The sequence below is a fragment of the Clostridioides sp. ZZV14-6150 genome (genome assembly GCF_020657875.1).
Lineage (GTDB): Bacteria > Bacillota > Clostridia > Peptostreptococcales > Peptostreptococcaceae > Clostridioides.
This window is the reverse complement of the sequence record NZ_JAGWDA010000018.1, coordinates 51,155-67,419: the sequence shown is the minus strand read 5'-3', so window position 1 is coordinate 67,419 and position 16,265 is coordinate 51,155. Positions and strand designations below refer to the sequence as shown.

The following is a 16,265-nucleotide window of genomic DNA, read 5'->3' as shown; positions in this document are numbered from 1 at the left end:
ATGATTAAGAATCATAAATTAGCAGGTGCAATAAGTGAAGTTAGTTGGTATGAATTTAGAAGGTTACTTGAGTATAAGGCTACTTGGTATGGGAGAGTAATTTCTGTAATAGGAAACACATATCCATCAAGTCAGTTATGTAGTGTATGTGCTCATAGAAATAAAGATGTAAAGAACTTATCCCTTAGAAAGTGGGTTTGTCAAAAGTGCAATACACAGCATGACAGAGATATAAATGCTAGTGTAAATATACTAAAAGAAGGATTAAGATTAGTGGGGATGGAACAGTCCTTAGAGCCTATGAATGCTTAGTACAAAAGTACTATCGAATAGGAATCTCCACCTTCAAACGTTATCGAAGGTAGTTAAGGTGGAGTAGTTCAATTATATATTGGATGAAGATATGAGCATAAAATATGATTCTTATAATATAAAACTTGCTTAGGACTAAGTTAAGGGACAAATAATAAGAATTATATGAAGATTAAAAAAATAGTATGTACAGCAAAAGATATTTATGATAATTTAAGTTTTAGAGAGCTTAGGTGAGTGATATAATGATGAGCTCTATTTGTCAAAAAAGATGATGCTATTGTATTCTTTTTTTTTATAAAAAAGTACAATAGCATCATCAAAGGTATAGCAAAACTTGACATAGTTTCAAGAATTTAAAAAATTGGATAAAAGGAGTTATACATAAATGAGTGTGAGAAATTTAGTAGATGAATTAGATGAAATTATATATGTTTCCTCCTTGGATACATATGAACTTTTATATATTAATAAAAATGGGAAAAGGGTGCTAGGACTTGATGATATTTCTCATAGAAAATGTTATGAAGCATTACAAGGGAGAGATTCTCCTTGTGAATTTTGTACTAACTCTTTTTTGAAAGATGATGAATATTACATATGGGAAAATACAAACACTGAAATAGATAGACATTTTATATTAAAAGATAAATTAATTAAGTGGGAAGGTAAAGCTGCACGACTGGAAATAGCTCTTGATATTACTGATAAGGAAAATATAAGTAAGTCGATAGAGGAAAAATTGGAAATAAAAGAATTACTAGTTGGGTGTATTAAACATCTTATAACAGAAACTAATTTTTCAAATGCTATAAATCTTGTATTAAGCAGTATTGGGAAATTTCATAAGGCTGATAGAGCATATATTTTTGAAGTGTCATCAGATGGTAAAAAGATAAATAATACATATGAATGGTGCAATCAAGGTGTTGAGGGACAAAAACAATTCCTTGAAGATATTGATATTGAAGCATTAAAAAATTGGTTTTCATTATTTTATGAAAAAGGTTTTATAATATTAGATAATATAGAAAGTATAAAAGAAACACAACCAATTGAGTATGAAATTTTAAAACCTCAAAATATTGAAAGTTTAATAGCATCTTCATTAAAGCAAGATGACAAAATTATTGGATTTATTGGAGTCGACAATCCACATAGAGCTGTTAAAGATACATCTCTTTTGACTTCTCTATCTTATTTTTTATTGACTGAAATGAAAAAGAGAGAGGTAGAAAATAAATTGAATCATATGAGTTATTATGACTTTTTGACTGGGGTTTACAATAGAAATAAATATATTAAATACATAGATAATTTTTACAGCAATAAAGCTAAATCTATAGGTGTTGTGTTTATAGATATAAATGGATTAAAAGATATTAATGATAACTTCGGACATGCTAGTGGCGACTCTGCTATTGTGTCAACCTGTGTAATTATAAAAAAATACTTTCATTCCTATAATATTTATCGTATTGGTGGAGATGAGTTTGTTGTATTATGTGAGGAAATTTCAAAACAACTATTTGAAGAAAAGGTTACTTGGTTAAGTGAAGAGTTTAAAGATACTAGGGTATATAGTGTAGCAATAGGAAGTATTTGGAGTGAAGATAGTATAAATATACATAGCTTGGCTAAAATTGCTGATGAGAGAATGTATCAAGATAAGCAAAGATATTATGAAAAAAATAAACTAAAGAGCAATAAAGTAGAGGGGATAAACAATTTAACTGGTTCAGAAAAAAGAATTTTATCTACATATGAAAGTTTAGAGACGGAAGAACCTTTTGACAGTATAACAAGTGATGGATATTCTAAAACTTATGAAAAACTAGTTTATAATACATATGATATTATCTTAGATATTTGCTTAGAGAAAAATTTAATTACTCCAATCCATCAATCAGAAAACAATATTTTTAAAATTTCTGTAAAAGAGAATATACAAAAAACATTTTTATACATTAGAAATTATATAGTTCATCCTGATGATAGAGCTATATTTTACTCTAATCTTTATTCAAAGTTTCTTGATGATTCAAAAAATAACAAGCAAGAGGACTTAAAGTTGAGTTTTGAATGTAGATGTTTAGGAGAGGATAAAAGGTACTATTGGACATCCATGTGTATCATAAATGTTATCAGTAAAAATAAATTTGGTGAAAATCAGACACATATTTTGCTTTCTATTAAAAATATAGACCATATTATGCAAATACGTAAAAGACAAAGAGATATATTGACAGGGCTATATAATTACGAAGACTTTTGTCAACAAGCAAACTTATTACTTAAAAAACATCCTGATAAACATTATGTTGCTATAATGATGGATATAGATAAGTTCAAGGTAATTAATGATATTTATGGTATTCAAGAGGGAGATAGAGCATTAATATATATTGCAGAACTGATTAAAAAAAATATTACTTCTAAGGGAATCTGTTGTCGTATGTATGCAGATGTGTTTTGCATTTTTTATGAGTGCTATCAGGATAAAGATGTAGATAAATTAATTTATAAAATTACAAAAAATTTAAGTACAAAGCAATTTGAGTATATGTTAATACCATGCTTTGGAATTTATAGGATTCTGGATAATAATATATCAGTTACAAATGCCTGTGAAATGGCAGGATATGCACATAAAAATGTAAAGAAGCAGAGCATAAATCATCATATGTTTTATGATGAAGCTATGAGAAATGATGCAATTGAAGAAAAACAGATGGAAAGAGAAATGGAATATGCATTGGAAAATGGACAGTTTCATGTATACTTACAACCTAAATATAATCTTGAAATAAATAAAATTATAGGAGCAGAGGCTTTAGTTAGATGGATACATCCAGAAAAAGGTATAATACCTCCAAATAAATTTATATCATTATTTGAGAAGAATGGATTTATCATTAAACTAGATATGTATATATGGGAGCAAGTATGTGCTTTGATAAGAAAATGGATAAACTTAGGTCAGAAGCCAGTACCTATTTCCGTAAATGTATCAAGATTACACTTGTATAATCCTCAATTTAGATATATTGTTTTAGGTCTAATAAATAGATATAATATACCAAAATCATTTTTTGAATTAGAACTTACAGAAAGCTTATTTATTAAAAATATAAAGTTATTTGCCAAGATAATAGCAGAGCTTAGAACAGATGGTATTATTTTAAATATGGATGATTTTGGTTCAGCATATTCTTCATTAAATATGTTAAAAAATATAAATATTGACACATTAAAGATAGATTGTGGATTTTTTAATGAAAAAGAAATTACAGAAAGAGAAAAAATTGTTTTAAAGCATACTATAGCAATGGCTAAGGACTTAAAAATGGATGTAGTTGCAGAAGGTGTAGAAACAAAAGAGCAAGCAGAGTTTTTGGCCAGTTTAAATTGCGTGGTAATTCAAGGATATTACTATTGTAAGCCTATTCCAAGTAGGGATTTTGAAAGTTTACTTTATAATCATCAAGATAGTAAACTAATAACTACTTAAAATAATATGCTTCATTTAAATATAATATATTCTGTGATAGGTTGTCTAAATTAAATGTAAGATAGTCTGTATATATTCAATCAATTAATAATTCAAGATTGAATATATATAGGCTTTATAGTATTTAAAATTTATTTTTCAGACATTTTTATCCTAAACGCTTGTATAGAGGTTCTTTACCGTAAATATAGAATGTGAGATAATAAATTAAATAAAAAATAAAAAGCAATGACATTATAATTTTTTTAGCAAGTACAATATTGATGGATTAGGAGCGAAGTTTATGATAGTGGGTATTATAGGTCCTTCAGACTCTGGCTTTAAGATAAAGGAAGACTTAAAACAGATAGACAGCAATTTAGAAACTAAAATATATGTAAGAGAAAAAGTAGTAGATACAGTAGAAGTTATTTCGAAATGTGAAGATGAATGTGATGCCATTATATTTACAGGGTGTGGAGTCTATGAGTTTATAAAATCTAGATATGAAATAAGTAAACCACATTCATTTGTTCCAAGAAGTGGGACAAGTATAATGAAAGCATTTTGGGCAATAAAGAGTGCAAATATAAAGCTAGATAAATTTAGTATAGATGTAGTTGATAGATATGTTGTAGAAGATGCACTTAAAGAGTTTGATATTGAAGCTACAAGTATATTTTGTAGGCCATTTTCTGTAGAAGTAGGAGAATCTGAACTTGCAAAGTGGCATATACAATTGTTTGAAGAAAATAAGACTGAGATAATGATAACCGGTTTTGGAGCAGTGTACAATGAGTTAAAGCAAAGAGGTTATCCTGTATTTCGCCTACAAGCAACTATACAATTAATCAAAGAAAGTTATGAAAAAGTGAAGAGTGAATATGCTCTAAGCGAGGCTAGATTTTCTCAAATTGCAGTAGAAATATTGAGTTTAATAGATTATAAAGAGAAGATAGAAAACTATTATTCTGATATGATAAAAAAATCAGATATGGATAAGCTTGTAGTAAACTATGCAAGAAGTATTCAAGGTTCTTTATTTTCGTTTGGAAGAAATGATTATGTAGTATTTGTTCATAAAGGTGTAGCTGATAATGAGTACAATTATGATAAATTATTTAAGCTAAAAAGAGATATAAAAGACATGGGATTTTCTCTTAGTATAGGGATTGGTACTGGAGTAACTGCATATCAAGCTGAAAATAATGCACATAAAGCATTAAGACATTCAATAGATTCAAAAGAGATTGGTATATATTTAGTAGATGAAGATGAAAATATAAGAGGTCCTTTAGCCTCAGAAAATGAATTAAATTACTCCCTAGTATTGGCTGATGAAAAAATAATAGAAATATCTAAAAAAACTGGGATGAGTTGCGAATCAGTAGCAAAAATCATAGCTATAAGTGAAAATAGAAAAAGTAAGATTTACGATTCAAAAGAATTGGCAGAATATCTAAATGTAAGTGAAAGAAGTGCAAGGCGTATACTGAATAAAATAGTAAGTGCAAATCTAGGTAGAATATGTGCTAAAGAAACTAGTATTGGTGGAGGAAGACCAAAGAATATTACTGAGATATTGTTTTAAAATATTATATAAGATTGTATTAAGTGTCATATAAAACACTAAAACCTATGTAAATCAACTTTTTAAGATAGTACTTATAGAGTTGAAAATACATAGGTTTTTAATTATGAGATTTAAAGAGTAATATTGTATAAAAGTATTTATATGAGTGATAGCACTCTAATTTATCATTAATTTTTTATAATTTATTATTTAACTTAATCATATGATAGACTGATTTAAAAGTAAAATCTAATATCTATAATCTAGACATATGATATGCTAATTTAGAAGAATATATAATAATTATAATTTAATCATATGATAAACTATTTTAGCAGTATCATATAATTCATCTATATTTACATATTCATTAACTGTGTGTACATCATACATCCCTAAACTTAATATAGCACAGTTATATCCAAGATTAGCTAGTATATTTGCATCACTACCACCACCAATTACCATTGGATTTGGAACAACACCAACTTGTCTTATTGCTTCCTCACTTAATTTAAAAACATGACTGTCTCTACTAAGTTCAAAACTTGGATAAGACATATTATGTTCAAAAGTGTAAGTAGTATTAAATTTAGATGCAGCATCTAAACAACATTTTTCCATATGATTAAGTTCATATTCTAAAGTTTCAGGGATATGAGACCTGATTTCAGCAGTCAATGTAACCTTATCAGTTACTATATTTGTAGCTCCACCACCTTCTATTTTACCTATGTTTGAAGTTGTCAGAGAATCTATTCTACCTATATGCATATTGCTTATTGCATGAGAGGCAACCAATATAGCATTTATACCTTTTTCAGGTTCTATACCAGCATGTGCTTTTTTACCATAAAAAGAGATTTTTATAGATTCCTGTGCAGGAGCCTTATATGCTATAGAACCAATAGCCCCACCAGAATCTAAAATCACCATATCCTTGCAAGGTAAGTTATCAGGGTTAAAGTTTTTAACACCATGCATACCAGCTTCTTCACAAATTGTAAAACATAGATATATATCTCTATGTGGTATTTTTTCTGTAATAACATGTTCTAGAGCTTCAAGGATAGCGGCTATACCAGCTTTGTCATCTGCACCAAGTGTGGTAGTCCCATCACTTCTAACTATGTTACCATCTAGTATTGGATTTACACCTAAACAAGGTTGAACTTGGTCCATATGAGCACATAAACAAAGAGGTCTACTTCCTTCTTCGCCTTTTATATATGCGATGACATTTCCCGTATTACCACCATATTTTTCACCAGCATCATCTATAATAGCGTCTATATTTCTTTCTTTTAGATAGTTTACTATCCACTTGGACATTTCCAATTCTTGATTAGATGGACTGTCAATTCTAACCATATCCATAAAATTATTTATAAGTCTATTTTTACTTAACATAAATCATTTCTCCTTTTAGAAAAAAATTAAATAAATTACATACTATAAGAAGGGAATATTCCAGGTCCTAATGGAATATTAAACACCATAAATAGTATCAATAGTATAGTCCATACTATCAAGAATGATATAGAGTATGGTAACATATTAGCTATTACAGTCCCCATACCCGCATCCTTATCATACTTTCTTGTAAATGCTAGTATAATAGGGAAGTATGGGAATAATGGGCTAAGTGGATTTGTTATACAGTCACCTATACGATAAGCCATTTGTGTAAGTGCTGGATTGTATCCAACCATCATAAACATTGGTACGAATATTGGTGCAAGTATAGCCCACTTTGCAGATGCACTTCCTATAAATAAATTTATAAAGCACGATAATATAATAAATCCTATCAATAATAAAGGACCATTTATTCCTGCTGATTTCAAAAACTCTCCACCTTTTACAGCTAGTATTAAACCTAAATTACTGTTTGTAAATAATTGCAAAAACTGTGAAGCAGCAAATGCTAGTATTATATATCCGCCCATATCACTCATTGCACCAGCCATTATAGAGACAACATCTTTATCCTTTTTTATTTTACCTATAGTTTTTCCATATACAACACCAGGTATAAAAAAGGCTAAAGCTATTATAGGTACCATACCTTTCATAAGAGGAGCATTATTTGATAATAAATCTCCTGTTTCTGGGTCTGCTAAGAATGGTTTTTGACCAATTACACTAAGTGCTATTATAATTGCTGCATATATTAATATACTTATACCAGCTTTTTTAAGTCCTTTTTTTTCTACATCGCTAAGACTACCATCAACATCTAACTCTGCATTTCCCTCGTATTTACCAAATCTAGGAGCTACAATTTTTTCTGTTACCCAAGTTGCCAATAATATTAATACAAAAGTTGATGCTATCATAAAAAATAAGTTCATTGTTGCATTAGCTTCAAATCCAGAATCAATCATCTGAGCTGCTGGTACTGTAAAGCTTGCAGCAAGTATATCGTTAACACTTATCATGATGTTTGCTGCAAATCCTAGACAGACTGCGGCATATCCAGAAAATAAACCTATAAGTGGATGTCTTCCAACACCAAGATATACAAGTGCAGCCAATGGTGGGAATAGTATTGTACCAGCATCTGATGCAATATTTGCAAGCATACCTATAGTCATTACGACAAGAGTTACTTTTGTTTCAGGAATTTTGCTTACTGATGCCTTTATTGTTGCTGTCATAAGTCCAGTTTTATCACAAACACCAGCACCTATCATAGTAACTAAAACTAGACCTAAAGGTGCAAAGCCTTGAAAATTACTAACAATATTTCCTAATAAAATCTGAAGTTGTTCTACAGTTAATAAATTTACAGCAGTTATAGTCTCACCAGTACCAGGATGAACTACTGATATACCCATAGAACCGATTATGCTAGATAGTATAAGTAAAAGTACACATAATCCTAAAAATATTGTAACTGGGTCTGGTAGTTTGTTACCAACAATTTCTATTCTGTTCAATGTTCTGTCAAAAAAGTTCTTCTTTTTAACTACGTTATCATTCATAATATCCTCCCTATGTTTTTAAAATATAATATTGAAAATGAGTATTGTGGTCAAATTTATGATGTAAATTATGACTGTCAATTTAAGACGTGTCCACAATGTGTCCTAAAAAAAGTATAAAATAAACTTTTTCCTATGTCAATGTAATTTTCTGAATTTTCTGGATGAGTGGTGTTAATTAAATATGCTTTAAGTAGATTGATACCGAATTATGTCTAAGTTATCTACATTATATATACGCTTTAAAATTAATTTTAAAACAAAGTTTTATAAAAATCTAGTGGAATATTAAGTTAGTAAAAGAATAAATTAATAAAATACAAAACTTTATAACAGCTAAAGTGGAGTATTTGGGTTAGAATTAAAAAATAATATGTAAGAGGATAAATTGTCATAAGAATATATGAAAAATATAAAAGATTAAAGAATGGTAGAGAAATAGTAAAATACACAAGTTTATATTATGATGAATATAACCTATGTAGGAGCTCTTTTTTAATGACTTTTGTATATGAGAATGCTATAATATATTCGATAATAAGTAAAGAGATATTAAAATAAAATTAAAAATATTAAGCTATTTATATGTTTTTGTAAACTAGATAGTAATATTATTATATTTTTATAAAAAATATATTGGAAATATAATCAATTTATATAATTGGAAATTATTGGATTGTTTTTAATATCGAAATAAAAAAATATGAGTAATAGTACTATATGATAGTTAAATCACTTTTTAAATTAATAAATAATGTGAGAGTTTATTTATAAGTGTATCAACAGTAGTTGAACTGTAGAAGCATTAAATAATTCGTGAATGAGAGTGTGTAATGTACAAGGGGGGTATGATGTTAGAAACAATATTAAAGAATTTTAAAGCAAAGAAGATGAATTTGTATAAATCTGAAATTAGATTGAGAAATTATCGAAGTTTCTGTGGTTTATCATTATTAGGACTCACTATTTCAGCTATGGTGTTTGTATTTGGATTGATTTTATCAGAAGTTGTTACTTTTAATATAGAGTTTTTTATTATACTTGGATACTTTTTTATTCTTTATATTATTTCTAAATTTTACTTAAAAAAACATTCTCAGTATATAACACTTATCTTTTATTTGGCATTAACTCCAGCTATGATAATGGGTATTTTGATGGGAACTTTTCTAGATAAAACAGAACCATCAATCACGATTATGGTCTTTATATGTGTACTTCCTTTATTCATATTGGATAAACCGTGGAGAATTATTCTCTACATAACAGGAACTGCTATAATCTATGGTATTTGTTGCTTTATAGCAAAGGATATAAATATGTTTATGGCGGATTTAGTTGATTTAGTTATTTTTTATTTTTTATCTGTAGGTGTCAACTTTTTTATTCTAAATGACCGTATCGAAAGTGTAGAAAACTACATTAAATATAGAACTAAATCAGAAATTGATTTATTGACAGGTATATATAATCGAGGTGCTGGTGTTGAAATGATTGAACAGCTTATGGACGAAAAAAAGTATGGAGCCTTTATTCTTATCGATATAGATGATTTTAAATATATCAATGATTCTTATGGTCATATTGTAGGTGACCGTTATTTACAAGCTGTAGCTGATAATATAAAGAATATTTTTTATGATAGTGTAGTTTTAAGATTAGGTGGTGATGAATTTGCCATCTACGCTAAGGATTTAAATAATGAGGAGAAGTGTAGAATGCACTTTGAGAAATTATTTGATGCGTTAAATAATATGGAAGATTTATCACAGAATAATTATGTATTTCATATTAGTTTAGGATGTTCAATCTGTGATAAAAATATTACTAATTTTGAAGATTTATATAGTAAGGCAGATGAAGCTCTTTATGTAGCAAAGGAAGCAGGAAAAGGGTGTTATCGAATAAACTGATTTAATATTTTATCAGGATTTCTATCTATATCGAGTAGAAGTGAAATTGAATCAGAGGTATGTCCTGGTGTATCTATGATTTTTCCACATAGCTCTGCTTCAATTTCTTTACGATTATCATCAGATATAAGAAAACATCTCTTTTCAAATTCCTGTTTTAGTGGGGGAAACAAGTTTCTATTTTATTAAAAAAACATACCACACTTACAATTATACTTCAACATAACTTTATAAATTTTGCAATTAGTACCTATTTGCAAAAAAACAAGACAATAATTATATGCTATAAAAAAATGAAATACAAGAAAAGATGGTAGAGCCTCTATGACATATACCACCTTTTATATTATATAAATCAATCTTTAACAGACCTATAAAGTTTTGTCGTGTTTTTCTAAGAATGTTAAGTATTCTTCTTTAGTCATAACTGGAGTAAAGGCATCCAGTATATCTTTAGTCTCCTTAGCATTATCAAAAAGAAGGTCTACAACTGTAAGTGCCATAGCCTTAGCAGGAACTATGTAAGCTAAGTCTTCATCAACTATTTCAAAATCTCTCGTATGAAGAGCACCTTTTACACCACCAATCATAGGGTGAAGGGTAGGCATTATATGAGATACATCTCCAAAATCAAATGAACCAGTGAAATCTCCACCATCGATAATCTTTCCTTTTAAACCTAAATCTTCAAGGTTATTTTTAAATAGGTTATCAAGGTTTTTGTATCTTAATATTGGTAGATACCCAGGAATTTCAGTTATCTCAACATCAGCTCCAACCGCCATTCCACCAGCCATTAATGCTTTATTTATTCTTTTATTAGCATCTATCATGCCATTTATAGTTCTGGCTCTTACATATGATTCCATATGAACATCAGCAGGAACAACATTTACTATATCTCCACCTTTTGTGATGATAGGATGAAATCTAACTCTTTCAGATTCTTTAAAAGTCTCTCTAAGTGCATTTACATTATTTATAGCAAGCATTGCTGCATTTAAAGCATTTATTCCATCATGTGGAGCAGAACCAGCATGAGATTCTTTTCCTATAAATTTAACCTTTTTGCCGACAAAGCCATTACTTTCAGGGCCAACTAAAGCCTTATCCTCTCCTAAATCTGAAGAGTGAAACATCATAGATATATCTATATCATCAAAATAACCTCTTTTTATTAGTTCTTGTTTTCCACCAAAGTAAGTTATTTTTCCTTCTTTTTTCAATTGTTCTCTGTATTCTAATTCAATAAATTCTTCAGCAGGAGTAGCCATAAAAGATATTTTACCATCTAAATGTTCTAAAACTCCACTTTTTACTAAACCAACAGCAGCACCTAACATTCCAGCTATTTGTATATTATGTCCACAAGTATGAGATGCACCTATTTCATTAGAATCTTTATGTTCTTTGCATGATATACCATCTAATTCTCCAAGTATAGATATATGAGGACCTTCTTTACCAGAATTTGTATCTGCCTTACATCCTGTAACAGCTATATTTTTTTCGACAGATAAGTTTAGTTCTTGTTCAAAAAAGTTTGAAACAGCTTCTGTAGTTTTATACTCTTTATATCCATATTCTGGATTCTTGTAGATTCCATGACCTATTTCTAATATCTTTTCTTTATTTTCATCTATAGTCTTTATTACTAGAGATTTTAATTGTTCTTTATTCATAATAAGTTCCTCCTATATTTTACCTTGAATACTTAAAACTATATGAGCTATACTTGCACATGCAAAGAATATAGTTGTAAAAACAACAAGTGATATTATAACTATTTTCCATGACATTTCCTTTAAAGCTTCTATTTTGTTTCCAACAGAAATTCCTGCAAAAGCTAGTAGAGGAGTAGTTATAGCCATAAAATTAATATTATTAGTGCTAGTTAAGAATACTTCAGATGTTGGACTATATGGCATACTAAGTAAAAGACCTATTATAGTTGCAAATCCAAAAGCAGGAAATATTGATTTAGGAAATAAATCCTTTATAATCATAGCAGCCATAGCAGCTAATATTAACATTACCATTCCAGGAAAAGCTGTTACTATAGATGTACCAACACTAATTCTTTGCCCTATAAGAATTATAACTCCAATAATAGACATAACCAATAATTGATATGAACTTTTCTTTAAATCTAAATTAGCAAACATTTATTAGCACTCTCCTTTTGTAGTTTTTGTTTCTTCAGCCTTTTTACTTCTTGAAAATTTAGGTTCTAAAATTTTGTACATAAAGTTAGTAAATGGTAAAGATACAAAGACCAAGAATATAATTCCTGTTATACTAGACATCATATTACTTGTTGCTGCATAGGCAAGTATTGTATCTGCCATTTCTGGAGGTACCATGGTAGAAAGTGAACCAGCAGCTGCGGTCATCATACTTCCACTACCAACACCACAAGCCATTCCTAAAGCATATGGATGAAGGCCACTATAAATTGACACTGAGCCTAACACACTAAAATATATAGTACCAAGAACTGTACCCATTAAATATGTACCAAGTACGCCACTACCTTCTGGAGAATTTATTCCATATTTTTCAGATATAACTCCTAAAGAAGGTTCACGGCTTATACTTGCAGTAGCTCCAATAGCTTCTCTTTTCATACCAAACATTAATGCAAGAGGTAATGCAACTATTGGTGCAAGTATGTGACCAAATTCTTGAGCAAGAAATGCAGGTCCAGCTTGAATTATCTTATCGATGTTTGGACCAACAGTAGTCCCATATTTTATACCAAGCATTACTAGTGCAATTCCAACAACTTCACCAGCAATATTGATTTCTTTTTCTCCAATAACTTTTTTAAGTGCTTTAATTTTTTTTCCCAATAAGTCAGGTGTTATTATAAGTCCGATTATAACTGCATAAAGCATTGGAAATAGTATTATAGAAGCTGAACCAATAGCTAAGGTTCTTTGTCCTATAAATTCACATATTACTACTAAGATTAAGCAAGTTAAAAAGACTTGAATAAAGTGTTTTTTATTAATTTCCATGATTGCCTCCCTAAAAAATAAATATTGTACTTATTTGAATTTGAAATAGAAAATACGCTTTCTTAAATATAATACGTTTTCCTAAGTTACATAGAATTATATAATAAAACTAAATTACATAGAATTATATAGTAAAATTGTTTTTCAAATAAGTTTCAGAAATGTCAATAACATGTCCTTAATTAAGGATAAATCAAAAATTTAACATTGTCAACGAAAAAATATCTAAAATATTACATAACTTCAAAATATTAGCATATAAATTTATTTATTAAAAATTTGCTTAAATATTGTAGGAATAAAATATAAAAAGCTTTAAAATATATAATATAATAGTAAAATTAATAACTTATAAAGTATACGAGAAAAAAGCAATTTAATATAATATATAATAATTTTAGTGGGTGATAATAGGTGAAAATAAATAGATTAACAGAAATAATAGTAATACTATTAAATAAAAAATTAGTTACTGCTAAAGCGTTGGCTGAGAGGTTTGAAGTTTCTACAAGAACTATATATAGAGATATAGAAACTCTGTCTATGTCAGGGGTACCAGTATATATGACTAAAGGCAAAGGAGGAGGAATATCTTTAATAGAAGAATATTCTATAGACAAAACTATATTGTCAAAGGAAGATAAGGAGAGTCTAATAATAGCACTTCAAACATTGCAAGCAACAAAGTATCCAGAAATAAATTCAGTAGTAGATAAAATTGGTTCAATATTTGGAGAAAGTAATTTTGCAAACTGGATTGAAATAGATTTTACTGAATGGGGAAGTAATTTTAATGAGGATGATAAATTTACAAAAATAAAAAATGCTATTTTAAGACGTAACACTATAAATTTTGATTATGTAAATAGTTTTTCAAGTCAGACAAATAGAACTGTTGAACCTATGAAGCTAATGTATAAAAGTAAGACTTGGTATTTGTATGGGTTTTGCAAATTAAAGGACGATTTTAGAATATTTAGAATCAGTAGAATGAAAAACTTAGTAGTAAAAGAAGACTTATTTTCAAGAAAGATGATTGAAGAGGCATGTTTAGATGACTCTAAAATAATTAAAGAACATATTGTAACTCTAAGGCTAAGATTTAAAGAAAAGATGCTCTATAGAGTTTTTGATGATTTTAACAATGATTTAATAACTAAAAATGAAGATAATACATATGATGTAATTGCAGAATTCCCAATTGGAGAGTGGATTTATGGATATATCTTATCTTTTGGAGATAGTGTTGAAGTACTTGAACCTAAATTCATTAGAGATAATGTAATAAATAGGTTGAGAGAGATGTTTAATATGTATTCCTTATAAGTTACTATTACTAAATTTAATTATATTAAAATATATGACATATAGATGTCGTATTTTATAAATTATAATTAAATCAAATAAACATATAATCAAAAGCAATCAATAAAGCTAAAGTGAGGTATAAAGTATGGATTATGAAATAGTACATATAAGTGAAAAAATAGTAGTAGGTGTATCAAAAGAAACTACAAATAACAATGGGCAAGCAGTAAAAGACATAGGTGAATTATGGAAAAACTTTATGGGGAAAGGTATCTATAATGCTATAAAAGGTAAAAAAAATGATAAAACAATAGGTTTATATACAGACTATCAAGGTGATTTTACAAATCCATATAACTTTGTAGCATGTTGTGAAGTAAATAGTGAAGATGGTAAGGATAACAATCTAAGTGAATTTAATGAAAAAGATATTTGTGGAGAGTTTGTTATAAGTAAAGTTATACCAGGTGGTAAATATGCAAAATTCACTATAACAGGAGATATACAAAAGTCAGTAGGAGAATTCTGGTTTGAGTTTTGGAAAATGGATTTTGATAGAACTTATATAAGTGATTTTGAAGAATATCAAAATAATACATATGATATGAATAAGCAAGAAGTTCATATTTACATTGGAATAAGATAAATTCATTGATAAATTTTAATAGATAAAACTTATTATAGGGATAAATAAGTTGATAATCATGAGGGAGTGTATTATACACTCCCAATTTTTATTTTATCTTTAAAAGTGATAATATTATATTTTCTTTAATTACATAATTTTTGAGTAGTTCACAAAGTTCTCTATCATCATCTCTAATCAATATTTTGTTCATAATTTAAATCTACCTTTAGCAATATGTAAGAATTTATTAATTATAATAGGCTATAAATTTAATTATAATTCAGCCGATAATACATGTATATTATACAAATATTTTCAATTTATTATATTTCTATATAATTGGTTTTTTGACAACTTTTTACGTTTTTATATGATTATGTTTTTAATAACTCGTCAAAATGCCAAACATATATTACAATAGAGATATAAGTTTTTTAATTGATAAACTGTATTAATAAAGTTGAATATAATATAGCATGAATATGTACTTTTATTTATAGATGAAATGTATTTATTATGTAGGGAAAGTAAGTCAGTAAGTATAGACAATGACTGAAAAATAATAGCATTTATTGTTACAAGTATGGAGGAGTTAGTTTTATGGAAAATAAAATTTTAATAGTAGATGATGCTATTTTTATGAGAATGATGATTAAAGAAGCTCTGAGTAAAAGTGGTTACGATAATTTAGTAGAAGCAAGTGATGGAGAAGAAGCTTATAATATGTTTAAAGATGAAATGCCTGATTTGACACTACTTGATATTACAATGCCTAAAAAAGATGGTCTAGAGGTATTAAAGGAAATAAAAATGTTGGATTCAAATGCTAAAGTGGTGATGTGTTCTGCAATAGGGCAAGAAAATATGATTGTGGAAGCTGTAAAGCTTGGAGCATTAGATTTTATAGTAAAGCCATTTAAAACAGAAACATTGATTAAAGTTGTAAATAATGCCTTAAAATAAAGGCTGTAAATACACCTTTATATAGTAAAAATACATAAATGTAACAATAGAGGGAGGGGTTTATATTATAA

General features: G+C 28.1%; 13 protein-coding genes. 7 read left to right on the top strand and 6 right to left on the bottom strand.

The window, feature by feature from the left end:
• From KGF41_RS17665 to KGF41_RS17655, 3 genes are all read left to right on the top strand, one after another.
• Positions 1 to 312: transposase (locus tag KGF41_RS17665; RefSeq protein WP_227857022.1), on the top strand; the 312-nt coding region annotated here is incomplete at its 5' end.
• Positions 313 to 700: 388 nt separating this feature from the next.
• Positions 701 to 3,823, top strand: a complete 3,123-nt coding sequence (locus KGF41_RS17660) for a bifunctional diguanylate cyclase/phosphodiesterase (protein ID WP_227857021.1) — start codon at positions 701 to 703, stop codon at positions 3,821 to 3,823.
• Positions 3,824 to 4,106: 283 nt separating this feature from the next.
• Positions 4,107 to 5,393, top strand: coding sequence for a transcriptional regulator (locus tag KGF41_RS17655; RefSeq protein ID WP_227830007.1), 1,287 nt, complete (start codon positions 4,107 to 4,109; stop codon positions 5,391 to 5,393).
• Between the two features lie 285 nt (positions 5,394 to 5,678).
• On the opposite strand, the gene KGF41_RS17650 is transcribed toward KGF41_RS17655, so the two are convergent.
• Entirely contained in the window at positions 5,679 to 6,785 is a 1,107-nt protein-coding gene (locus tag KGF41_RS17650; protein WP_227842765.1) for a M20/M25/M40 family metallo-hydrolase, read from the bottom strand.
• A 35-nt stretch (positions 6,786 to 6,820) separates the two neighbouring features.
• Positions 6,821 to 8,362, bottom strand: coding sequence for an AbgT family transporter (locus tag KGF41_RS17645; protein ID WP_227839684.1), 1,542 nt, complete (start codon positions 8,360 to 8,362; stop codon positions 6,821 to 6,823).
• Positions 8,363 to 9,213: 851 nt separating this feature from the next.
• Here KGF41_RS17645 and KGF41_RS17640 point away from each other — a divergent pair.
• Positions 9,214 to 10,275, top strand: a complete 1,062-nt coding sequence (locus KGF41_RS17640) for a GGDEF domain-containing protein (RefSeq protein ID WP_227842764.1) — start codon at positions 9,214 to 9,216, stop codon at positions 10,273 to 10,275.
• Here the strand turns inward: KGF41_RS17640 and KGF41_RS17635 are convergent.
• From KGF41_RS17635 to KGF41_RS17620, 4 genes are all read right to left on the bottom strand, one after another.
• A complete protein-coding gene (locus tag KGF41_RS17635) occupies positions 10,260 to 10,448 on the bottom strand; it encodes a hypothetical protein (protein ID WP_227830003.1) in 189 nt (62 codons plus the stop codon). The genes KGF41_RS17640 and KGF41_RS17635 overlap by 16 nt on opposite strands.
• A 198-nt stretch (positions 10,449 to 10,646) precedes the next feature.
• On the bottom strand, positions 10,647 to 11,957 hold the full coding sequence (locus tag KGF41_RS17630) for a M20 family metallopeptidase (RefSeq protein WP_227830002.1): 1,311 nt from the start codon (positions 11,955 to 11,957) through the stop codon (positions 10,647 to 10,649).
• Between the two features lie 12 nt (positions 11,958 to 11,969).
• Positions 11,970 to 12,440: a hypothetical protein gene (locus KGF41_RS17625; RefSeq protein WP_227830001.1), complete on the bottom strand. Its 471-nt coding sequence runs from the start codon at positions 12,438 to 12,440 to the stop codon at positions 11,970 to 11,972.
• 3 nt (positions 12,441 to 12,443) lie between these two features.
• Entirely contained in the window at positions 12,444 to 13,295 is an 852-nt protein-coding gene (locus tag KGF41_RS17620; RefSeq protein WP_227830000.1) for a DUF3100 domain-containing protein, read from the bottom strand.
• A 414-nt stretch (positions 13,296 to 13,709) separates the two neighbouring features.
• Between KGF41_RS17620 and KGF41_RS17615 the strand changes: the two genes are divergently transcribed.
• From KGF41_RS17615 to KGF41_RS17605, 3 genes are all read left to right on the top strand, one after another.
• Positions 13,710 to 14,621 (top strand): helix-turn-helix transcriptional regulator, encoded by a 912-nt coding sequence (locus tag KGF41_RS17615; protein WP_227839688.1) that lies wholly within the window; start codon positions 13,710 to 13,712, stop codon positions 14,619 to 14,621.
• Positions 14,622 to 14,748: 127 nt separating this feature from the next.
• Entirely contained in the window at positions 14,749 to 15,249 is a 501-nt protein-coding gene (locus KGF41_RS17610) for a GyrI-like domain-containing protein (protein ID WP_227842762.1), read from the top strand.
• Between the two features lie 582 nt (positions 15,250 to 15,831).
• Positions 15,832 to 16,194 (top strand): response regulator, encoded by a 363-nt coding sequence (locus KGF41_RS17605; RefSeq protein ID WP_227829997.1) that lies wholly within the window; start codon positions 15,832 to 15,834, stop codon positions 16,192 to 16,194.
• The last annotated feature ends 71 nt before the right edge of the window (positions 16,195 to 16,265 follow it).